Origin of the sequence: Bifidobacterium olomucense (assembly GCF_012932375.1) — a bacterium.
Taxonomy (GTDB): domain Bacteria; phylum Actinomycetota; class Actinomycetes; order Actinomycetales; family Bifidobacteriaceae; genus Bifidobacterium; species Bifidobacterium olomucense.
The window spans coordinates 147,651-169,751 of sequence record NZ_JAAIIG010000003.1 but is presented as its reverse complement, the minus strand read 5'-3'; the positions used below and the strand labels follow the sequence as shown (position 1 = coordinate 169,751).

The window sequence follows — 22,101 nt, the reverse complement described above, 5'->3', positions numbered from 1 at the left end:
GCTGGTGGTCATACTCGTTGATGTACGCCACTACCCTACCGCGTCATACACGAAACGGGAGCAGGCGCACCGTTAACGGGCGTTATGGATGCCCTCCGCAAGTTCCTCGGCCTTGGCAGCCAATAGCTTGAGTCCTTCAGCGGCGTCACGAGCGGTCTTATTGTCGTCTGCAAGCAAAGTGTGCACGAGCGCGGAGCCTACGATCACACCGTCCGCATAGGAACCGACTTGAGCGCCTTGCGCTGCGGTGGATACACCGATGCCGACGCATACATTCTTGGCACCGGCCTTCCGAGTGCGTTCCACAAGCATTTCCGGGGATGTATCAATGGTTGAACGCTCACCGGTCACACCCATGCGAGCGGCCGCGTAGACGAAACCGCGCGCATTGCGTGCCACGGTTTCAAGGCGTTCGTCGGCGGAATCCGGCGAGACCAAGAAAATGCGGTCCAGTCCATGCCGGTCGGACGCTTCAATCCATTCACCGGCTTCATCCGGAATGAGGTCCGGAGTGATAAGGCCTGCGCCTCCGGCATTTTCGAAATCGGTAGCGAAGCGTTCAACACCGTAATGGTAGATAAGATTCCAGTAACTCATGATCAGCGGTACGCCGCCGGCGTTGGCCACAGTCTCGACAGCTTCAAACACACGCTTGATGGTCTCGCCGTTCTGAAGAGCGATGGAAGACGCTGCTTGAATCACCGGACCGTCCATCACCGGGTCGGAGTACGGCAATCCGATTTCGACTGCATCAACACCATGTTCGACCATGGTACGCAATGCATCAAGGCTTACTTCGGGATTCGGGAAACCGTATGGCAAGTATCCGATAAATGCTGGCTTGTTCTGCGCCTTGAACTTGGTGAACATCGCCTCGGTCTGGCTGGGCTTGTGGCTGATGCCCAGCGGCTGGCCTGATGGCGTGGTTGCTGTATTGGTCATAATGTTGTTCTCCTACTTACGCATTCTTTGGAATCATGCCACGGTGTTGCCGTGTGCTCCGGTGACTTCCAATGCCTTGGCCTGATCGTCGGTCAGGTAGCCGAACCACTTGCCGGCGGTGGCCATGTCCTTGTCGCCTCGGCCGGAAATGTTGATGATCATCACGGCCTTGTCATAGCCCTTGGCTTTGAGGTCTGCGGCGGCCTTGTACGCGCCGGCGACGGCATGAGAGCTTTCGATGGCGGGAATGATGCCCTCGGTCTGGCTCAGGTCGCGGAAGGCGTTCATGGCCTCCTCGTCGGTGGCCCAGGAATAGTTCACGCGGCCGATGTCCTTGAGCCATGCGTGCTCAGGGCCAACAGATGCGTAATCGAGGCCGGCGGAGATGGAGTAGGTGTCGAGGGTCTGGCCTTCGTCGGTTTCCAGCAGGTAGCTCTTGGCACCTTGGAACATGCCGAGCTGACCGGTGCCTGGTGCGAAGCGGATGGCGTGCTTGCCGGATTCAGGGCCCTTGCCGCCGGCCTCGTAGCCGTACAGGTTCACACGGTCATCGTCCAGGAAGGCGTTCATCACGCCGATGGCGTTGGAGCCGCCGCCCACGCAGGCGCAGATCGCGTCCGGATGGTCAATGCCATACCAGTCCTTGAGCTGTTCTTTGGCTTCTTCGCCGATGATCTTCTGGAAGTCGCGCACCATGGCCGGGAACGGGTGCGGGCCGGCGACCGTACCGAGCAGATAATGGGTGTCCTTGACGTTGGTCACCCAGTCTCGCAGGGCTTCGTTGATGGCATCCTTCAGAATGCGGTCGCCAAGCGTGACCTCGACCACTTCGGCACCGAGCATACGCATGCGAGCTACGTTCAGAGCTTGGCGGCGGGCATCGATCTGCCCCATGTAGATACGGCATTTGAGACCGAGCATGGCGCATACGGTGGCGGTGGCCACGCCGTGCTGTCCGGCACCGGTTTCGGCGATGACGCGGGTCTTGCCCATGCGCTTAACGAGCAGTGCCTGGCCGAGCGCGTTGTTGATCTTGTGGGCGCCCGTATGGTTCAGGTCCTCGCGCTTCAGGAAGATGCGCGCGTCAAGGCCGGTCTTGTCTTTGACGAGCTCGGCAAAGCGCGGAGCTTCGGTCAGCGGGCTCGGACGGCCCACATAACGCTGCTGCAGGGTCATGAATTCCTTATGGAATTCCGGATCGGCCTTGGCTTCGTTGTAGACGCGTTCCAGTTCGTCAAGCGCGGTAATCAGCGCTTCAGGCACGTAGCGGCCGCCGAACTGTCCCCAGTACGGTCCCTGATGCTCGCTCAATGGGGTGGTTTCGGATGCTTTCACTTGTGCTCCTGCCTTTACTAGTCGTTCCACTGCAAGTTCATGATTGTCGGCGGTGGCCACGCCTTCGCCGACCAACACCGCGTCCGCTCCTGCGCGGGCGTAATCCTCAACTTCAACTGCGCCGAACACACCGGATTCTGCTACCTTGATGACATCCTCGGGCAGGTCCGCAGCCAACTCGTTGTATTTGTTGACATCCACGCGCAGGTTCTTCAGGTTGCGCGCGTTGATGCCGATCACGCGGGCACCGGCCTTGCGCGCACGTTCGATTTCCTCACGGGTATGGGTCTCCACGAGTACGGTCATGCCCAGTTCATGCGCAAGATCAAGTAGACGCTTGAGCTCGGCATCATCGAGTGCCGCCACAATCAACAGCACCAGATCGGCACCATGCGCACGAGCCTCGTAGATCTGGTAATCGGTGACGATGAAGTCCTTGCGCAATACCGGGATATGCACGGCTGCGCGTACCTTGTCCAAATCGTCAAGCGAGCCAAGAAAACGGCGGCCTTCAGTCAGCACAGAAATAGCGCTTGCGCCGCCCTTCTCGTATTCGCGGGCCAAACCGGCAGGATCCGGAATGTCGGACAGATGGCCCTTGGACGGGGAGGCGCGCTTGATCTCGGCAATCACCGGAATGCCGTCCGTGCGCTTAAGCCATCGCGTCGCATCGATGGGAGCCGGGGCCGTCAGCGCGGCCTTCCTCACTTCCTCCAGTGACACGGTACGCTCGCGGGTCTGCTGATCTTCCAGCGCACCCGCTACCAGTTCGTCCAAAACCGACATGATCCTCCCTTTGTTGGTGATCGATCATGCGACACTCTAGCCATGGTCCGCCCGGCCGGTCTGCCCTGTCCTACATTTTGGGCTATTGCCCGTAATGGAACGAATGCAGATACTGGTTTTGGCAGGTGATGGGAGCTTCGTCCGAGGCAATATGTTCTGTTTCCTATGCCACCAGCGATCGCAGCAACGTGATTTCATTACAATGAGTATCAGGCGCCTGTTCCTTGGTTTCCAGAATCATCGGCAATTGCGCCATATACGGGTCGTTGACCAGCCGAGTAAAGAATGGGATGCCGAGGTGGCCTTCACCGATATTGGCGTGACGGTCCTTGTGTGATCCGAGTCCGAATTGAGAATCGTTGACATGGACGGCTTTGACATTGCTTAAACCAATAATCTCATCCAACTGACGCATTACTCCGTCATAATCGTTCACGATATCGTATCCAGCATCCAGTACATGGCAAGTATCGAACGTAACGCCAACGTTTGTCGTATTGTCAACATCATCCATGATCATGGCAAGCTCTTCGAAACTGCGTCCGCACTCAGTACCTTTGCCGGCCATAGTCTCCAGCAACACGGGGATGCCGTGCGCTCGCTCCAGTACCTGATTCAGTCCCTCACTGATCAACCGGCATCCGGTTTCGGAGCCTTGTCCTACGTGCGCTCCTGGATGAATATTGATGTAGGCCTCCTGTCCCGCTTCACGAATCGGTGTCAGCAGTTCTATATCCTCAGCAAGCGCTTCTATAGCGAACTGGCGTTTGGCTTCGTCCTTGCTCGCAAGGTTGTATACATAGGGCGCATGGACTACCAACGGCCCGTATCCTTCGGCCTTGAGCTGTGCGCCGAACTCCGCTGCCTTGGACGGTTCCAGAGCCTTTGAACGTTTGCCATACGGAGAACGGGGAAAGAACGCGAATGCGGAACCGCCTTCATCGTGTGATCGTTTCAGCAGCGCTTTCCATCCGCCGGATGTTGATAAATGAGATCCGATGAGTAGCCTTGTCATGTCGTTCCGCCTTTCGCCCAGTTATTCGGTTATCGATACCTACGGTAACCGTACATTACCGGAATTTGAATCCGCTTTGAGCAGCCAAAGAAGCTGTATTATGAAGTTATGTCTGTGAATTGGTGGCGAGTCGCTAGTTTGGTTTGTTGCGTTCTTCTTCTTATCGCTTCCGTAGGCAAAAGTTTGCTTCTTGTTGTTCTGGCTGTGATTGCGATTCTTCTGGATGTAGCTGACTTTCTCTGGGAACGGCATCAGTACAACCAACGTAACCGACGGTGATTGTTTCTTTGACTCTGCACAACCGAATATGCATGTGACGATTGGCGTATCAGAATGGGAGCACTTGTTGAAGGCGAGGTAGCGGTCGGATCAGCGTGCGGCCGTCATCCGTCGGCCCGAATGAGGCGACTTCATGGAAGTCGAGCTGTCGGGACAACTTGACACCGTCATTGTGCGCGTCTGCAATCAGAGTCGCGCCATCAACCGAACGATCGAGCCAGACATCGGTCATGCCGTGAGACACCAGCAGAGGCATACGGTTATGAACCGTGGCCGGACCATCCACCGCCTGACAAGTGAGTATTGTCGCAGTCAATAACCATGGGGAACGGCCCGCCCGCCACCAAGAGAACAGGCCAGCCAAGAACAGTGGCGCATCGTTCGGCGAGTGGAAGTAGTACGGACGATGGCCATGGAATTCGTAATATCCAGAAACGGGGATAATCGCGCGCATGGATTGAGCTGCGTCGGCAAACGTAGGTTTGGTGCATGCTGATTCGATACGTGCATTATATGTGGGATATGACAGATCCTTACTATCGCTCCACGGTGGAATCAACGACCAATAGGCGCCGGTCAAATGACGCCGCCCGTCCCTCCCCTGCGCCATGACGCCTATGGTCTGTTTGGGCTGAAAGTTGTACGACGGCTGCGGAAGCGTGACTGGATCCGTGTTATCTTCATCCACGTCGAACTGATTCGCAATCGCATCCCAGTCCAAGTCGGCCGCAAAACATCTGCACATGTCGTCAGGATATCATTCGGCGATCCATAACGGTCAGGACAAGGAATGCGATGTGGATGACCGGCGAAGGGTTTGCGTCATCTCTCTCTTGATCATGGCTCTCAGCTGGGAGCGGAAATCGGGCACGTCTTTCTGCTCGCTGTTTCTTGTTCGAGGGACAATGGATGAGGTTCATGGCCGAACTATCCATGCTCGGTCTGTGGGCGAATACTACGTATGACCGTGCATTGTCTCGTTGTCTTATTCGCGGCAACGAGATGGTATGAAAGGAAGGCATCATGACAGATCAGCGTGTGAAGGTGGGCAACAGCGACCTGGAGGTGTTCCCACTGGTTTTGGGTGGTAACACGTTTGGCTGGACGAGCGACGAAGAGACCAGCCGTAAAGTGCTGGATGCATATGTCGAGGCGGGCGGTAACTTCATCGACACTGCTGACGTGTATTCAGCATGGGTACCGGGCAATGCGGGCGGCGAATCCGAGATTCTGCTCGGCCGCTGGCTGGCTGTGCGCGGCAACCGAGACAAAGTGGTCATCGCTACGAAGGTGAGTGAGCACCCGCAATACAAGGGATTGTCACACGATAATGTGATTGCCGCTGCGAACGAATCGTTACTGCGACTGGGCACCGATGTGATCGACCTGTACTACGCGCATTTCGATGATAAAAGCACGCCGCTCGAAGAGACTGCAGCCGCGTTCGACGAACTCGTCAAGGCTGGCAAGATCCGCGCGATTGGTCTGTCGAACTACACGGCCGATCGTATCGAGGAATGGTTCCGTATCGCCCACGAGAATGGATATGCGCTGCCGGTCGCATTGGAGCCGCATTACAATCTCGTGACTCGCGGCAATTATGAGCGCACACTCGCGCCGGTCGCCGCGCGCGAGAACCTCGCGGTGTTCCCATATTTCTCGCTGGCCGCAGGATTCCTGACCGGTAAGTATCGTTCTGCCGCCGATGCAGAGGGCAAGGCGCGGCAAGGCATGGTCGCCGATTATCTGACCGACGATGGTTTCGCCGTGGTCGATGCCCTTGCCGAGGTGGCCAAGGCGCATGGCGTGGCGATTGCGACAATCGCACTTGCATGGTTGCGTCATCGTCCGCAGGTCGCCGGCCCGATCGCTTCGGCGCGCACACCTGAACAGTTGCCGGCGCTGATCCAGTCGGTGTCGCTTGACCTATCCGATGACGAGATCGCCGCGCTCGACCAAGCGTCCGAACCGTTCACCAAGTGACGGTTGACATCCAAGTTAACGATGGAAGGCGCATCAATGTTGCGCCTTCCATCTTGTATGTGCAAGCAAGACTCGCATAACCATTGACCATTGCTTCATAGTGACCCGCGAGATCGCTACCAACGCCATCCGTTATGGCAGCGGGCTGCATTGTATCGTCATTTCATGGGACCATACAGGCGGCGGGACACTGACCGTAACCGCAAGAAACGACGGTCCCGTTCAGAATGATCAGCTTGCCACACGTATGGGTTTTACGCTCATGCCGCGCAAGGATGTGCACACCGCGAACTTGTATAAGGCCATTCGCTCGGTTGCGGCCGGCGATGATGACATTCTCACGCCCCGCGTCAACATCGCCGTTCTCTGGTATAAGGCCGGCATGAACTGATGCCATTCCGCGGTCAACTTTGGATCAGGGACTTGAGAAACGGCGTTTTACTAGGTTTCAGCGGTTTATCATGAATACGTATCAATAGCGTTGCGGCAGCAATTGTTTGGAAGAGTTTCCGCAACGGGACAGCGTTGTCATTGTTCAAGGGAGATTTGCATGTACGTCGTTCTGCAATCCTTCGCATACGACTAGACGGATTGACGGTTTCGTTTTCCCGTCTCTTCCCTATCGCCGCGTGCCGGTTCGGACTCGCGCGATAGGTCGTTATGCCTGATTTCAGAACGCATCCCATGAACGCGTATCCGCGATCGTCATAATCGGCCGTAACCGATTGGCCGTCGCATGCCGTTCATGGCAGTCATGAAACGAGTTTCACCATGAACACCGATATTCACTCGTCTGCTCACTCCCCTGCCAACGTTGCACACGGCTCCCGTTCGTTGTGGAGCCTGGCCGCATACCGCAACTGGTTCATCGCCGACACGGCCGACGTGTTCGCGGTCAGTCTGCGTACGTTCGCCATACCATTAATTGGTCTTGCCCTGTCCGGCTCGACGTTTGTATCGGGTCTGTTGGTCACCATCGAATCGACCATGAGACTGGTATTGATGTCCATCGGCGGCGCGATCGCCGACCGTCACGACCGCAGACTGTTGATGATCCTGCTCGGATTCGTCGGCATGGGTCTGTCCCTTGCGACGACCGTCCTGCTTGCCGCCGACATGATGACCACGATTCTGTTCGCTCTGTTTGTCGTGTTGTTCGCCGTGATGAACGGACTGTTAGGGCCATCCAATGATGCGATGCTCAAGTCGATCGTGCCGATGGAACGGTTCGCCAAGGCGCAGGCGATACGCGAGGCGCGTGAATCCTGCGTCGAACTATCCGGCGGCGCGATCGGCGGACTGCTGTACCGGATCGCCGGATGGTTCCCGTTCATCGCGTCCGCTCTGCTGTATCTGACGGCGGCCCTCACCGCTCTGGCATTGCCGAAAAGGACGGCAGTTCCAGTCGAGAGCAGAACATCGAATCAGACGGACACCGATAGACAGACGGACCACCCGTCATTCCTCACCCAGTTCGTTGAAGGCTGGAAATGGACGCTGACCAGACGGACGATTCTCGCGGCCATCGCGCAGGGCATGATCATCAACATCGCCTGCTACGGGAGCATCATCGGCGTGCAGATCATGCTCGCCGCCCGCGGCACGGACGCGGCGCTCATCGGACTGGTCGGCACGTCCACCGGAATCGCGGCATTGGTCGGCTCGTTGGCCGCCGGCTGGCTGGTCGATCACATCCCGACCGGCAGGCTCATCATGCTCACCTTCGCCATGTTCGCGCTCGCGATGACTCCCCTGCTGTTCACCGACTCGTACGGGGTAATCGTGGCGTGCACGACGGCGGCCTCCCTGTTGTTCCCCGCGTTGAACGCCGGCGAACTCGGGTTCATCTATGGACGCACGCCGGACCGTATGCAGGGCAGGGTGTCCACCGTGTTCGAAACCACGATAGGTATTCCCGGAGCTGTGACGCCGGCACTGGTCGGCTGGTTGTTGCAAGCATCAGGGTTCGGTTTCCGAGCGGTCATGATACTGGTCGTCGCATGCGCGGGTTTCGGCCTGCTACTTGCCTGCATCACCCCGACGAGGGGCATCCCACTGCCGGCACAATGGGAGCAGGCCGAACTGTAAGGGTGACGGCCGACTGTGTACGGCAATCACGCGAGGATACCTCGCAGTAATCGCGGTGTGCCCTCTCCTACCAGAATCGCCTCATCGTTGCGCATCGGTTTCATCGCGTACCGCCCGTCGTATTTGCTCATGATGGTGCGAGTGGATGCCATGAACGGCAGGCTTCCCCAATGCGGTACCGGGCGGAAGCCGACCAATCCGAGCGCGGTGCAATCCGCGTAGCCGTGCAAGTCGGGGGCTTTCGCCGTGCTGTCCATCCAATGGATGTAGGCGATGTTCGGCGCGGCGATGACCGAGCCGGCGGACTCCCCCACATACGGCTTTCCCGAGATCACCGCTTCGCGGATCGCGGTATCGGCATCATGCCGCCGCAATTCCTGCAGCAGGTAGAACGTATTGCCGCCGGATATGTAGATCAGGTCGTCACGGTCGATACGGCGTCGGATTTCGTCAGGGGTTTCGGTCGTCACATCCAACACATCGACTTTGACTCCCAAGCGTTCGAATGCCCGTTCGGCCGCACGTACATGGAATCGCAGCCATGATGCTCGGCTTGCCGTGGGAATGAAGGCGACGGTGGTGCCAGAACCCACAACCTCGGGCATGCATTCGGGCAGAAGCGAGGCCACATTCGCGAACAATGATGTCAACAGCAGCTTGCTCATATTTCCCGACCGTAATAGGCGATTCGACCGTTTTCTGTAACACATACTTTCTGAGAGATGCGCCATAGGATGCTTCGTTCCGAGAGCATCGGTTATCGGCGGTAGGTGATTGCCGCGCACACCGTGCACAATTATTCCGGTAGCCACGTCAAGAACAGCACGACCGGCATGACATATTCTCGACCTTGAAATATTCGAGTACGACGAGCGTATCGTCGTCGATCGCGAACGCTGGATCGGCAAAGCAGGAACGGTATTCCGAGGAGTTCCAATATGCTTCATGCGTGCGTCTCCATTGCGTCGCGGTCGTGTCGCCTTCGCCTTCCGCCGACGCGTGCTGATCGGTGACATCGCCCAGCCGGGCCACGGTGACGCCGGTGACGACCAGTATCGCCACGCCTTGTTCGTTGGAATCGACCAGAACGGAGCGGTCGCCGACGCGTGGTAAAGGATCGCCGCATTCTGTGTAATCGCGCAACAGTGCGACTGTGGCGGTCTTCGTGCCGTCAAGGATCAGTCCAACCAGCCGGTCGCGTTCGAGTCCTGGTGCCATGAACTCGGCCTTCGGCAGATCCGCATATTCCGGCGGCAACGGTAGACGCGTTCTCGTCGTGTCGTCACTCATCGGCCATCGTTTCCGTCCGCGCACTCGTGTCGATGCGCGTATAGTATTCCCGTTCGTCCTCATGGTCGATGCGTGCGCCGCAATGTCGCTGCACGGCGAGGCTCGCCGGATTGGTCTTATGCACGCACAAGTATGCTTCCTTGATGCCGAGTGCGCGCGCCTTGGCAAGCGTGAGCTTCAGTCCGGAGGTCGCGTAGCCGCGACCCCGGTATTCGCAGGCAATACCGTAGCCAATATGTCCCGGACCGTTGCGCAGGAAGTCGGCGAGACGGTGACGCAGGTTGAAGATACCCACGTACTCGCCTTCGTCGTTGACGAGGATGTATTTGGTGGCCGGCACCCAGCCGTCTGGCAGGCCAACGCCCATCGACTCATCGCGCAAGCCCTGCACGTATGAGGCGAACTGCTTACGGTTCATGCCGGCCGCCGGGTTCTCAAAGCCTGTCTCCTCCGCCGGAAACTTTGCGAACAGGTCGAACGCCCGCTCCTGGTCCGCCAGCCAGGTCTCGATCAGCCGCATAGTCATCTCTCTTACTCCCCTTTCCCGGATGCGGATTACATTACACTCGGCCATCCGGGTTATCGCGTTCCTGTTGTCCGCTGTCGTCTTTGGTTGACGGATTCCGCTTCAATTGGCGTGAATCACCGCTTCCTGTTCACCCTAGGCTGCGTGGCGTTGGTGTACGCGGTGATACGGGCAGTTTCACACTGAACGGACAGGCCGGCGTTATCGGCATCAACAGCCGATACTTCCCACCTTGATCGCCGTCGCTGACCAGTCATGATCTCTGTTTCCCTCTAACTATTCACCACTTTGTGACTCGCCACAGGACGTGAGTCTCCATACGACTTCAGTGTGCGTTCACCGTATATGAAACATACCTGTATGGTCCCTGATCATGCGCGTCCGAAATGTCCCTGGCAGTCGTGCCAGAGTGGTCAGAGACATGCGGGATATCTAGCGCTCGCCGGCAATCGATGGTAGCTCAGTAGTTGGTCATTTCGAATTCCGGTCCCATGTCCTCGGTTTGAGTGCGGCCGGTCTCGCGGAAACCAATGTGCCGGTAGAAGCCCTGTGCGTTGGCGTTGAACCCGGCGACCCATAGGACAAGCCTGTCGTTGCCGATGGCCTGTTTGCCAACCTCGACGAGCATGTATCCGACGCCCCGCCTATGCCGGTCAGCCAACACCTATAGCGAGGCCAGTTCCGCCGCCTCGGGACGATCGGCCGGAGGGCGTGGAGTGCGCAATAGTTCCGCGAACCCGATCACGTGATCGTCGTCAAGCGCCACCAGAACAACCTGATCGGGGTCCTTGGCGTGGGCTTCGGTGAGTTTCAACGCGAACTGCGGGGTGATGGCGTCCACGATCTCCTGCGAAATCTTGCCCTGGTTGAGCTCCCGCCATGTCTGGGACTGCACCTGCGCCTTCTCCTCGAACCATTGAGGTTCGATCGGGGCAATACTAATCGTCATGTCTATCCTTCCTTCCGAATATCTTCATATGTTCGATTCCAGATAATGCCTTTTTGCGTCGAGATTCGCGATGATCCCGCATACGGCAAGCCAAGTGACGAGCATGACGGCAAGAGCAAGAAGAATCCACCACCAGATCATGCTCATGGTATTGATGTCACGGGTCGCGATCATGCCGATCAGCACGTCCACCGGCATCAGAGAGACCAATACGCCACAGTCGAGGAACACGAACGCATACTTGCGATGGACGTATTTCCAGGTTTCATCTGATGCGTTGGTCCAACGCGTCTTGATACCAATCTGGTAATTCCGCTCCAACCGGCCATTCCTTGCATCCCGATAGGCGGAAAAGCACAACTGTGCTGACCATGCAAACAAAGCAGTCAATATGATGAGCATGATTCGAGTCCTTTCCGGTACTGCTCCATTTCAGAGGTAGACAGTGGTAACCATCATTTGTTTGGTTCGAAGACCGCCATCAGCTGCACGGTATTATCGGCCATGACCCAGCCTCCTCTTCAAGGCCCGACACTTTCCCATACGACCATGATGGCCGTGGAAAGGGAATCGCGCCACTTATAGGAATCCCTGTCAACCAAAGACGACAACGGTGACGTTTGAAGCCGCCTGTGATACAAGTTCCATAGTGACATGCATCGTGTGCGCATACAACGTGTTGTCAAGCAATCGCATGACAACGGATTAGGGAACCGGGAACCGTGGGCGGCTTACTGCTGAGACGAATCGGACGGCAAAGTCGCGTGCAGAATCCACGTGCCGTCTTCGGCGGAGGCGCTGATCGAACCGCCGAGAGCGGCGAACCGCGAGCGGTGCAGGGACAGTCCTTTGCCGGAGTGGGGTTTGTCGGGCAACAATGATTGTGCGGCGATGTCGTTGACCTGATCGACGGATAGACCGTCACGGTTGCGGTGCACGACCACACGGTATTCGCCGGACAGGTCGCCGTGCACGGCGATGTTGGTGTACAACTCGCGCAGCATGTCGATCACTGCGGACCCTCGCTCGCGAGTGACGTTGTCCATATCCGCTGGCTCGTCCGCGGTCGAGTTGTCAATCAGCGTTGAGTCGCCGGTGAAGCCGAGCTGGGCAAGGTATTGGTCACCGTGTTCCAGCACGTCACGGACGCACTCGGGAAATGCCGTGCAAGACGAAGATGTCGTAGCCATATTGTCTATTACACCAATACCGCTGGCGTCGACCTCACTATTACCGATGTTGGCATCACTTCGTCGGAAAACAACGCCGTCGCCATGACCATTCCCAACGTGATCGCGGACTGATTCGCTATCAGAGCCGTCACCGTTGCCGTCGAGCATGTTGATGACCGTGCGCACTTCGCCGAGCGTGTCGATCGTGCGTTGGTACAGGTCGTCGAACAACGCCGCATGTTGCTCATCGTTCCCTGAGCGTGATCGTTCGTAGTCCAATCGCATGGCCACATACGCGAGGTCGTTTGTCACCGCGTCGTGGATCCGGCTCGCGGCCCGCGCGTCACGACGCATGGCCTCCACCCGATCGCGCTCCCGCTCGTAACGCAGTCGATCCTGTTCCGCCTGCACTGCCGTAGCCCTCCATGACATCGCACGGCCGAACATGTACACGACGAAGAACGACACCAGTAATATCGCGTAATCACCGAACGGAATCCCGGCGCGAGCCGCGACCACCCAACGCACTGCGGCGATTGCCGGCGGCATCAGACACCACCATCGCGATCTGCCGTACCGGCCGACCGCCGCCAACGCGTCGGCGGCATAATGCTCCAGAGAAAACGACGTGACTCCAATCAGTACGACATCGGCCGTCGCCGCACGAATCTGCCGGCACACCTCAACGCCGCTCAACCCCTCCAGCGACATGTCCACCAGCAGCACATCCAGCTGGGAGTCAGCAGACAGGCAACGGGTAACCGCATCCCGGCCAGTCCGGCACACCCATGTCAAGTCTGCATTGGGAAGTTTCCGTCGAATCAGCACCGTCAGCATCTTCAACGTTAGCTGATCGTTATCCACTATCGCGAGGCTAAACCGCTCACCGTTGTACATATGTCGTCTACTTCTCCATACTTCCATGTCACGGCATATCGTGGTTGTTCCTTGATGAATTGTCTCGCATTACTTTTCGCGAGACACATCAGTGTTCTTGATGGTCCTTGAACCAACCGGACCAGTCGACCACGGCCTCGATGTTATTGCCGTCCGGATCCAGTACGAACGCCGAATAGTAGCCGGGATGGTAAAGCCGTGGACCAGGAGCCCCATTGTCTCGTCCGCCGGCTGCGAGCGCGGCCCGATAGAACGCCTGCACGGCCGCACGATCAGGTGCAAGAAACGCGATATGAGTGACCGGTGAGTCTTCCGCATTATCCTTCGGCGAAACATAGAAATCGGAGTGGGGCGTTCCATCGTCCATGCCGAATCCGATTGTCGGTTCGTGATGCGCTTTGGCAATGTATCCCAGCGGAGCGAGCGCGGCCTGATAAAACTCGATACTGCGATTTATGTCCCGTACGTGTAGCGTGATGTGATCCAACATGACTGTCACTGTACGCGGCAGTGTTCAAAGACTCATTTACGGCGTGTTTGCGACTGGTTGACGTACGGGAATGTATTGGTAGCCTCCAAGCCGCACGGCTGATGCTCGTCCTCAGGCTGCGACCGTATTCACGATGTGGAGGCCATGTGCGAGGCCGCCATTCGTCAGCGGCAGATCCAAGCCATGATCCAATCTTCGGCGTCGGCAAGGTCGGGGGTTATGTGGTGGAGGACGGCGTGATCGCCGACGAGTTCGAAGTCGGCGTCTGCTGGCACCTGATTAGGTGGCATGATGACCGTCGCGTTGAAGGGAAGATCCTTGGTGAAGCGCACGATACGTGCCTCGAAACCGGACGGGCATCCGGCCAGACGCTCCACGTAATCGAAGGGATGAGAATTGTCTTTGATGAATTGCATAAGAAACCTTTCATGATGAGATATGCGGTGGTTAACGCGTTGTCGGAGACATTCAGGAGCGACTCTGCCAATACGCACTTTTATCAATCATTCCGGCGCGGAATGCATGAAATGCGGATGCTGGCAAAAATGAATTATTGGCAGGAAACGGTGGCTTTATCGGAATCCGGTATGGATAGTGAAGGTCCTACACTCCGTTGCGTGTTATACGAACGTAGGTTTCGCTCCCGACCGGTTAGTCGACGAACTTAAGCCCGATAACGCAGGCGACCAATCCGGAAAGCAGTACGATTCGAGGCAAGGAAGCACTCTGTTCGCCGCTGATCATGCCATAGACTGCAGTGGCCGCCACACCGATACCAACCCAGATCGCATACGATGTGCCGATGGGAATATGCCTCATCGCGTAGGCAAGCCCTCCCATGCTGGCGGTCAGGCCGAGCACGAACACGATAACGGGAACGATACGGGTGAATCCTTCCGAACGATCAAGCGCAATCGCCCACACGGATTCGCAGATGCCGGAGAGGATGAGAATGATCCATGCCATGACTTGCCATACTCCTTGGTTTCGGTGGTCTACGGCAAGTCTTGTCAAACCGGGTACTTGTCCATCGTCCGGGAGCTGGCAAACAAGCTCAACATGCGAGCATAGCACATGTTCTCATGTTGAGCGTCAGAATCTGGCATCCTGTTCGCTGCATGAAGCCTCATTCCACACGGGTAGTCGGCCACGCATAGACGGCTGCGGTCGTATGTAAGCCGCCTATAATCAGGCTTCACCTTTTGTGGTTTCGTCCCCGGCTTCGTCGAACGCATCCACATACCTGCTCCAGGTGGCCTCACGAAGCGAGGTGAGTCCGGTGGCCGAATCTTTGTAGGTGACGTAGGCCTTGGTGGAGACTTCCAGAATTTCGCCGGTCTTGCTTTCCGGAGCGGAAACGATGACCTGGAATCCGAGACGTGGCAACACGCTCAGGGCACGCTGCGTATAGCGGCCGTCGGCCTTGATCAATGCCTCGTCGAGGAACAATGTGGTGTAGCTCGGTTTCAATCGATTCTCCATACCGCCGCCCAGCAGGTAGATCAGCGCGGCACCATATACGAACGAAGTGAGCTCCTGCAAGGCACCGCCCGATCGACCACCGGTCGAGGTGATGCGCTCGTCCGGGCCATCAGCATGATGCACGATGGCATAGAACGAGGAGCGGCAACGCGGGTCCAAATTGCGGGCGCCATACTGTTTGATGCCATTCGCATCCTTGACTTGAGCAAGCTCGTCCTTCAGCAACGCGATCATCGGAGCGCAGGCGGCGAAGGCACGGCGGGACTCGGTGCGCCTTGCCGAATCATCCGATTCTCCTACAGTGCTCTTCCAATCGTTCAAGACGCCGATGGCCCGCGTGAGTTGGCTGGAGAACACGCGCTCCGGCCGCCGCACATCCGCCTGCAGGGACAGGCTGCCGTGCTTGGGGCCGAATTGTTGGCCTTTGAGCATGGCATTGATGCGATCGAGCTGGTCATGGATGTCGGTGGCATCCGTATCGATGGCGCGTTTGATGGTCAGGAAGCTCATCAGCAACTGTTCGAGGCAACGATGGTATTCGGTTTCTGTGGCTGTGGTCGCAGCCAGTTGCGTGAGGCTTTCGAGCTCATCAAGGTAATAGCGGTAATCTTCCACGCTGGCGGTGAGCGCATCGTCATCCGCCGCCCAGATGCCGATGTAGGCGCTCATCTTCGATTCGACGGTCGTACGTGCAGCATCGGCTTGCGCCTTCAACATGGCGATGCGCGCATCAATATCCTTGACCATGCCGTCGAGCACGCGTTCGGCGAAATCAGACGAAGCAGCACCAGCGCCAATAATCATATGCGCACGCATCGCCGCGTCTTCCAAGCCTGCGAAGCGATTCTCATAGGCTTCAGCGAGCGCTGCAGCCACCTCGTTTGGCACAGCCGGTACAGTCGTAGTTTCTACGCCGGTCTGCTCTTGCGTTGTATTCGCATGATGATTCAGCCACAGGAGTGCCGCTTCGACAGCCTGTGAGGCCGAGGTCGCGGATTGTTCGGCTTGCATGTGGCGTTCGTCCAATTGCTCCAATTCAGCGGTCAGCTCATCCTTGCGCGCGGCAAGTTCGGCGAGCTTGGGATCGTTCTTGATGGAGGCAATGGAAGCTTCGATATCCGCGATGGTCTTGCGCGCTCCATCGATGTCGATGCGCTCCCAGGACGTGTAGGCAAGCTGGTTGGCGAGTTCGAGTTCGCGGTGCAGCTTATCCGACTGCTGCTTGGCTGCCGTGTAATCGTCGTTCGCCTGTTCCAATGCCTCCTGAGACTGGCTGATCTGCTGCTCAAGACTCTTCAGATAAGCTTCATTGACGAAGCCGATGACCTGTGCGCGATCTTTGATGCCATGTTGGCCGCGTGCACCGGATTTGATCTGACCGTCCGTCTGCACTTGGCGCGTGGAATGGTCGCTGTCATCGATGGTCACGCACAGTGCATCGTAACGTTCGGATTGGGTCTGCGAGCGCAACCATCCGGAGAATGGCGAATCCTCACGGTAACGCAGTTTGCCGGAAAGCCATTCGTCTTCGTCAGACGCGTCGACGTCGGTTTTATCGGCGTTCCCGTAGTCGCGTGTGGTGTCCACGAATTGCCAGGTGCTTCGGCTCATCGCGTGCGGGTCGATGGTGCTGACTTTGGCGGCGAAGCCTTGTTCATGGCGTTCGTCTACCAGAATGGTTTGTGCGATGGATCCGTAGGCCACGTTCATGGCGATGCGCCATTGTTCGTCGGTTTCCTTGACATCCATGAGCTCGGCCACATAGGGCAGATCCGCTGGGGTAAGTCCGGTGGCGCGGGCCAGCATCGCTCGGGTTTCGTCCATGTGCTGGGTGATGCGGGTGCGTTGCGATTTCTGGCGATCGTAGTCACGCTGCAGCTTTTCGAGTGTGTCTCGGGCGGCTGCTCGTGCGTTCATGGCGGCGGCGAGCTGTTCCTCGCATCCGCCGACGCGTTCGTCGTAGGTTCGTTTGAAGTCCACGGCGTTGATACGTCGTTCGGTCCATGCCTGTTCGCTGGCAGGTAGCTGCTCATCTATGGATACGAACGTTTGTTCGATGCGTTTGCGGGTGGATTCGGACTCCTCCAACACTCGCTTGGCTTGGTTCAGTTCCATTTCAAGGCGGGTGAGGTTGCCGCCGTCCAATCCTTGCATCTGACCGCGGATCATGTCGATACGGCCACGCATGCTTTCCGCATTGCGTCGTGCATTGCGCGCTTCGGATTCGTAGGCCTGTGCTTCGCTGCGATCGATGGGTAGCTGCATGCTGACCTCCGCACGCATACGCGACATGGCCCAATCACGCAGCGTTTCCGGCACTTCCACAGTGGAATCATCGTTCGACTTCACAATATCGAACATACGTACGCGCTTATTGGCTTTGGCATACTCGCCGTAGGCGTCCTGGATGCCATGCAACGCGTCCATGCGCTTGGTCTTCTCTTCCATCGCATGGAAGTTCGCGTCGTAGCGTTCGTAATCCTCGACCGCGGTGCGTGCGAGTTCCAATGCCTCCGGCACACCAAGTACACCTTGTTTGAAGATGTCGTCGAGCTTGGATGGTGTGTCTGCGGACTGGATCTTATGCAGCAGCCGGCAGGCCTCCTCGCTCAAACCCATGATCGACCAGATGTGACTGTGGAAAGCTTCAGCGCTGGGGAAGGTCAGGCAGTCGGGGTAGGTGTCGCGCAACTGGCCGGGCGTGAACGGGGATTCGCGGTATGGGTCCATGAGCCTGGGATCGATGGGCTTGCCCCAGACCGCGTATTGACGGCGAACATCGGCTCGGCCGTCGCCGGGCTGCAGGTAGAGGAATTTGGCGCAGGACAGGATTTGCCCGGAAGTCTGGTTCCGATAGGTGTCCACGATGGCGCCCCATACCGCCTGTGGCGCGCCAGTCGTCTTGTCCTTGCCACGTAGGTAGATGGGTTCGTCACCGTGCTCGGTGCTGCCCACGCCGATCATGCCCCGCAAATACGTATAGTCGCTGCGCTCGGAGCGCCCGGAGTTCGATGCCTTGTTGAACGGGGTGCCGGTCGGATACAGCAGAGAGATCTGCGCATCCACCAGCGTGGATTTACCGGATTCGCTGGCACCGGCGAGCAGGGTCACGGGGAGGGTGGAGTCCGTAGAGGGGCGGAACTCATGGTAGCCCTCGTAGGAACCCCAGTTGACGAGTCTGCGGCTGACCATCATCCAACGGTCGGCGATCATCTGCAGTTCTGCGGCTGCCATCGTCACTCCCCTTCCTTCATAATGCTGTCGGTATCGTTCGCGGCGTCATGCTCATTGTCGACATTGCCAATCATCGTTTGAGCGTCACCGTCCGAGGCATCGAACAATGGTTCGGTAAAGAGACTTTCGTCTGGGATATCGTCAGTTGGTTCATTCGAATCGGCATCTGATGATTCCGCCGATCCGGCATCCATGGCATTCGATTCGCTCGAATCAGTCGTATCACCCAGATTCCTCGCTGCAGTATCCAGCCAAGTATCGGCCAGTTCGCGGTCAAGCACCACAGGCACCAACGGGGTGATGAGATACATGGCCTCATCATCCAATCGATTCAGATACCCGTAGGTGATCATCGCGGAAACGATGGCGCCCACCTGCTTCAATACACCTTCCTCATCGTTGCGCGAGGCGAGATATCCGGCACCCGAGGCGAGCGCGGCACGAATCTCCTCGAAGCTCACCAGCCATTCTGACTGGTCGGTGCGCGTGTTCTCATATTCGAGCACGCGGATACGGAGGAAGGCGAGCAATGCCGCCTCCTCGCGTTTCAGACTGGCTCGGGTTTTGAGAGCACGCAACGCCACGTTATCGTTGGCCACTGGAGTGGCGTACATGATACGGTAGCGTTCGTTGACCACGAGAGCAAGCAGATCATTGTTGAGCGAGCGTTCCACTGCCTCACGATTGTCGTTGACCAGATCATAGAGTTGCCCGGAAATATAGCGTTCGCGTTTCAAGGCGATGGCGGCCATGCGCGCGTCCGCGGTCATATCGCCGTGGTCGTCTTCAAACAGGGCGTATGGGTTGGCGACTGGTTCGCTCATGCTCATCCTTCCTCCACGATGCTGTCAAGTTCTTCCAATGTTGCCCATACCGGGCTGGTGATCCAATCCCTGGACATCCCATCCAAGGCGACGCAATGCCAAACCGTGTTGGCTGCATTGGCGTCCGAAGCTTCGTCTGCCGCTGATGCCGATGGCAGGCTTCCGAGGAATCCAACGATTTCGCTTTCGCGTCGTTCCCGCTCAGATAGACGATTGAAGCTGGCGGCCACGTTCACTGTGCCGTGCTCGATGGCGGGATTGCGGCGAATGAGCTCCACCATGTGTCGCAACCGTGGGCCTCCGCCTTCGACCATATCCTTGAGATTGACCTGTGGAACCTCGCGGTCAGCTACCATCGAGGATTCCAAGCCCGGGGTTTCGGTATAGGTCATCGAACGTGCCGGACGCATCGGCAGTGGGGCGAACAAGGCGCTCGCCGTATCGGTGCCATACGGTCGCGCATTGTCGCCGGCATGGGCTTTCGCGTCTGCGTTGAGGTTCACATAGAGTCGGTTCAAGCGGCTCATCATCGTACGGTAACGCGTATCGGTCTGCTGGCGGACCAGTCGGCTGATTGCCTCGTCGGAGACGCGCATCTGATGGCGTACCGCTTCGATACCGTCATAGATGCGGGAGAGTTCGTCTCGAATCTGCCCCAATAGCGCTGCGGACTCCCCTGCCAGGTACGGGGTTTTGGCGATGTCTCGTAGCGCGGAGTCGATCTGTTGGCGGCCTTCGTCGGTGATGATCACTTGGAAGGCGTCTTCGAATCGTCGGCCGGAATCGGATTCGCTGAAGGAGCGGCGATATTCCTCGTGATACCGGTTCAGGGTCTCGTCCACGCTCATGTCTCCGGCCTGCATGCGGCGGCGCAACGCATCGCCGTTGTCGCGTTCGGTGAGCACCAGTTCACGCAAATCAATCGGTACGCCGCGCAACGTGTTATGGATTACGGCGATCACATCCTCCACCTGAGCCTGGCTCAACGTGGCATGCTGCTGGCCCTGTTGGATGCGCTTGATCTCGTGTTTGCGTTCCTTGATCTCGCTGTTGAGCAGTTTGACTCGTTCGCCCGGATCGGCCGTCAACTGCATGCGTGCATGTTCGATCTCCATGATGATGCTGTTCGCCTGCGCGCCGGACAATGCGCGGGATTCGTCTTCCAAGCGGCTTAACGCTTCGATGGCGCGATGCGCGCGAGCGGTGAGCCTGTAGAGGAATCGGTGGGAGGCGGCATCATGCGAATTGGCGAGCCATGCGTAGTCGCCTTCACCTTCACGGGTCAGATCGGCGAGAATACGATGGGCAGCTTCTCCATAAGACTGGTCTTTCAGCATGTATTCGCCGCTGGAGGCCAGCAGTTCCAGACTGTTTGCGAACCGTTCCTCCACGGTTTCGCGCGGCAACTCGCCGGTCAACGGGTTGAAGGCTGAACGCAGCAACGCCACATACAGCATGGCATGCTGACGCAAGAGCAAGCGGAGCACACCAGTTTCGTAAATCGGCCGCAGACGTTCCATTTCCCGTCTGATATCGCCCATGCGTCTCCTTTGCGTCGTGCCAGAACAATGTATCGACGCTAGCACACTGGGAGGAAAGAACTACTCTCCGCGCAACGCCTCCGTGGGTGTCAGACGAGCGGCGCGCGAAGCAGGGTAGAGACCGGCGATGATGCCGACCAACACCGCGGCACTCCATGCGGCAGGCAATCCGACCCAATCCAAGGTCAATGGCTGGCCGGCGTTCATGGCAACACCCATGGCAGTAACTGCTCCGATTACAACGCCTGCCAATCCACCGATAGCTGACAATAAGGCCGCCTCCGTAACGAATTGCATACGGATATTGCCGGGCGTGGCACCGAGCGCACGTCGCAATCCGATTTCTCCGCGTCGTTCCATCACGGTGACGATCATCATGTTCGCGATGCTCATGCCGCCCACGGCGAACGCGATGGCGCCGATCATAAGTCCTAACGTGGTAAGTGAATCATTGGTGGCATTGCGGGCCTGAGACAGGTTCGCCGAAGCCGCAACGGATACGTTGCCTCCGGAAAGGTTCGCCGCATGAGCGATGATGCGGCGCAGGGATTCGGCGTTGCCCGGTTTGGTGCGCACGTAGATTTGGCTGATCTGTTGTATCGATTCCTTTTGGTCGGGATAGTGGTTGATCGCCCAGTCTGCTCCGATGATGACGGATGAGTTGATGGATTGCGCCTGCGGGGTGGCTTCAAGAATGCCGATGACGCCGTACCATTCGTTGTCGATGAGAATACGGTCGCCCGGCTGGTTGACGCCGAGCCGATAGGCCGCCTCGGAGCCAAGGACCGCGACCGGCAGGTTTTCATTGTGCGTGTTGATTCCATGGCCTTGGGCAAGCGCGGCGTCGACTGCTTGGAGAGCGCCCGGCTTCATGACGGATACGGCCAGCGCGTTGCCGTTCGTCTTGGGGACAAGCTCGTTTTTGAAGACTTGCGCATCTTTGGGCGGGGTGAGGAATACGCCGACGTGTTCGACATCGGGTTGGCGGGCGATGGTTTGGGGCGCGTATTCCGGCAAGGGTACGGGTTGGCCTGAGGCATCTTGGCCGGGAGAGACAATCTGCAGGTTCGCGCCGAGCGCATCAAGCTGAGCCAGTAGTGCGGCCTGGTTGGATGCGGCGATGCCGGAGAGCGCCACATAGGCGGCCACGCCCAGTGCGATGCCCAGTGAGGCGAGAATGGTACGTGAGATGCGGCCCGTGGCGCCAATCCATGCCGTGTGCAGGAGATCGGCCAGACGCGTGACGAAGGGCTTACGCATGGTTATCT

Annotated in this window: 18 protein-coding genes, 2 pseudogenes and 1 riboswitch; of the genes and pseudogenes, 3 read left to right on the top strand and 17 right to left on the bottom strand. The window is 57.8% G+C overall.

The genetic code is table 11. From position 1 onward, the window contains the following. Nucleotides 1–72: 72 nt before the first annotated feature. From trpA to G1C97_RS04430, 4 genes are all read right to left on the bottom strand, one after another. On the bottom strand, nt 73–942 hold the full coding sequence (gene trpA / locus G1C97_RS04445; RefSeq protein WP_169240735.1) for a tryptophan synthase subunit alpha: 870 nt from the start codon (nt 940–942) through the stop codon (nt 73–75). Nucleotides 943–975: 33 nt separating this feature from the next. Continuing rightward, the gene (locus G1C97_RS04440) at nt 976–3,063 is read right to left on the bottom strand and encodes a bifunctional indole-3-glycerol phosphate synthase/tryptophan synthase subunit beta (RefSeq protein ID WP_169240734.1); all 2,088 of its coding nucleotides are present in this window, start codon (nt 3,061–3,063) and stop codon (nt 976–978) included. A gap of 163 nt (nt 3,064–3,226) precedes the next feature. Then, nucleotides 3,227–4,078 (bottom strand): deoxyribonuclease IV, encoded by an 852-nt coding sequence (locus G1C97_RS04435; RefSeq protein WP_169240733.1) that lies wholly within the window; start codon nt 4,076–4,078, stop codon nt 3,227–3,229. Nucleotides 4,079–4,406: 328 nt separating this feature from the next. Beyond that, nucleotides 4,407–5,102, bottom strand: coding sequence for an SOS response-associated peptidase (locus tag G1C97_RS04430; protein ID WP_169240732.1), 696 nt, complete (start codon nt 5,100–5,102; stop codon nt 4,407–4,409). Between the two features lie 278 nt (nt 5,103–5,380). Here G1C97_RS04430 and G1C97_RS04425 point away from each other — a divergent pair, with 278 nt between their 5' ends. The 3 genes from G1C97_RS04425 (at nt 5,381) to G1C97_RS04420 (ending at nt 8,428) form a co-directional block, all read left to right on the top strand. Continuing rightward, nucleotides 5,381–6,340, top strand: coding sequence for an aldo/keto reductase (locus tag G1C97_RS04425; protein WP_169240731.1), 960 nt, complete (start codon nt 5,381–5,383; stop codon nt 6,338–6,340). A 262-nt stretch (nt 6,341–6,602) separates the two neighbouring features. After that, the gene (locus tag G1C97_RS12395) at nt 6,603–6,731 is read left to right on the top strand and encodes a hypothetical protein (protein ID WP_277348145.1); all 129 of its coding nucleotides are present in this window, start codon (nt 6,603–6,605) and stop codon (nt 6,729–6,731) included. Between the two features lie 380 nt (nt 6,732–7,111). Further along, nucleotides 7,112–8,428: an MFS transporter gene (locus G1C97_RS04420; RefSeq protein WP_169240730.1), complete on the top strand. Its 1,317-nt coding sequence runs from the start codon at nt 7,112–7,114 to the stop codon at nt 8,426–8,428. A gap of 26 nt (nt 8,429–8,454) precedes the next feature. On the opposite strand, the gene G1C97_RS04415 is transcribed toward G1C97_RS04420, so the two are convergent. The 13 genes and pseudogenes from G1C97_RS04415 to G1C97_RS04355 form a co-directional block, all read right to left on the bottom strand. Continuing rightward, complete coding sequence (locus G1C97_RS04415) at nt 8,455–9,093, bottom strand: Type 1 glutamine amidotransferase-like domain-containing protein (protein WP_169240729.1); 639 nt, start codon at nt 9,091–9,093, stop codon at nt 8,455–8,457. 148 nt (nt 9,094–9,241) lie between these two features. Then, on the bottom strand, nt 9,242–9,718 hold the full coding sequence (locus G1C97_RS04410) for an ASCH domain-containing protein (protein ID WP_169240728.1): 477 nt from the start codon (nt 9,716–9,718) through the stop codon (nt 9,242–9,244). Next, the gene (locus G1C97_RS04405) at nt 9,711–10,238 is read right to left on the bottom strand and encodes a GNAT family N-acetyltransferase (RefSeq protein WP_169240894.1); all 528 of its coding nucleotides are present in this window, start codon (nt 10,236–10,238) and stop codon (nt 9,711–9,713) included. The genes G1C97_RS04410 and G1C97_RS04405 overlap by 8 nt, the downstream gene beginning before the upstream one ends. Nucleotides 10,239–10,704: 466 nt before the next feature. Beyond that, nucleotides 10,705–11,193, bottom strand: a pseudogene (locus tag G1C97_RS04400) (GNAT family N-acetyltransferase). Nucleotides 11,194–11,217: 24 nt separating this feature from the next. Continuing rightward, on the bottom strand, nt 11,218–11,514 hold the full coding sequence (locus G1C97_RS04395) for an SdpI family protein (protein WP_169240727.1): 297 nt from the start codon (nt 11,512–11,514) through the stop codon (nt 11,218–11,220). A gap of 410 nt (nt 11,515–11,924) precedes the next feature. Next, entirely contained in the window at nt 11,925–13,262 is a 1,338-nt protein-coding gene (locus G1C97_RS04390; protein WP_169240726.1) for a response regulator, read from the bottom strand. 88 nt (nt 13,263–13,350) lie between these two features. Next, complete coding sequence (locus tag G1C97_RS04385; protein ID WP_169240725.1) at nt 13,351–13,752, bottom strand: VOC family protein; 402 nt, start codon at nt 13,750–13,752, stop codon at nt 13,351–13,353. Nucleotides 13,753–13,916: 164 nt separating this feature from the next. Further along, complete coding sequence (locus G1C97_RS04380) at nt 13,917–14,168, bottom strand: hypothetical protein (RefSeq protein WP_169240724.1); 252 nt, start codon at nt 14,166–14,168, stop codon at nt 13,917–13,919. 235 nt (nt 14,169–14,403) lie between these two features. After that, entirely contained in the window at nt 14,404–14,718 is a 315-nt protein-coding gene (locus G1C97_RS04375; RefSeq protein ID WP_169240723.1) for a DMT family transporter, read from the bottom strand. Between the two features lie 30 nt (nt 14,719–14,748). Next, a riboswitch (guanidine-III (ykkC-III) riboswitch) is annotated at nt 14,749–14,811 on the bottom strand. A 129-nt stretch (nt 14,812–14,940) separates the two neighbouring features. Next, nucleotides 14,941–18,468, bottom strand: a complete 3,528-nt coding sequence (locus G1C97_RS04370) for an ATP-binding protein (protein WP_169240722.1) — start codon at nt 18,466–18,468, stop codon at nt 14,941–14,943. 203 nt (nt 18,469–18,671) lie between these two features. Then, a pseudogene (locus tag G1C97_RS04365) lies at nt 18,672–19,298 on the bottom strand (DUF4194 domain-containing protein); the annotation flags it as partial. Then, nucleotides 19,295–20,833, bottom strand: coding sequence for a DUF3375 domain-containing protein (locus G1C97_RS04360; RefSeq protein ID WP_169240720.1), 1,539 nt, complete (start codon nt 20,831–20,833; stop codon nt 19,295–19,297). The gene G1C97_RS04360 and the pseudogene G1C97_RS04365, both read right to left, overlap by 4 nt. Nucleotides 20,834–20,893: 60 nt before the next feature. After that, nucleotides 20,894–22,093 (bottom strand): ABC transporter permease, encoded by a 1,200-nt coding sequence (locus G1C97_RS04355; protein WP_169240719.1) that lies wholly within the window; start codon nt 22,091–22,093, stop codon nt 20,894–20,896. Nucleotides 22,094–22,101: the final 8 nt, after the last annotated feature.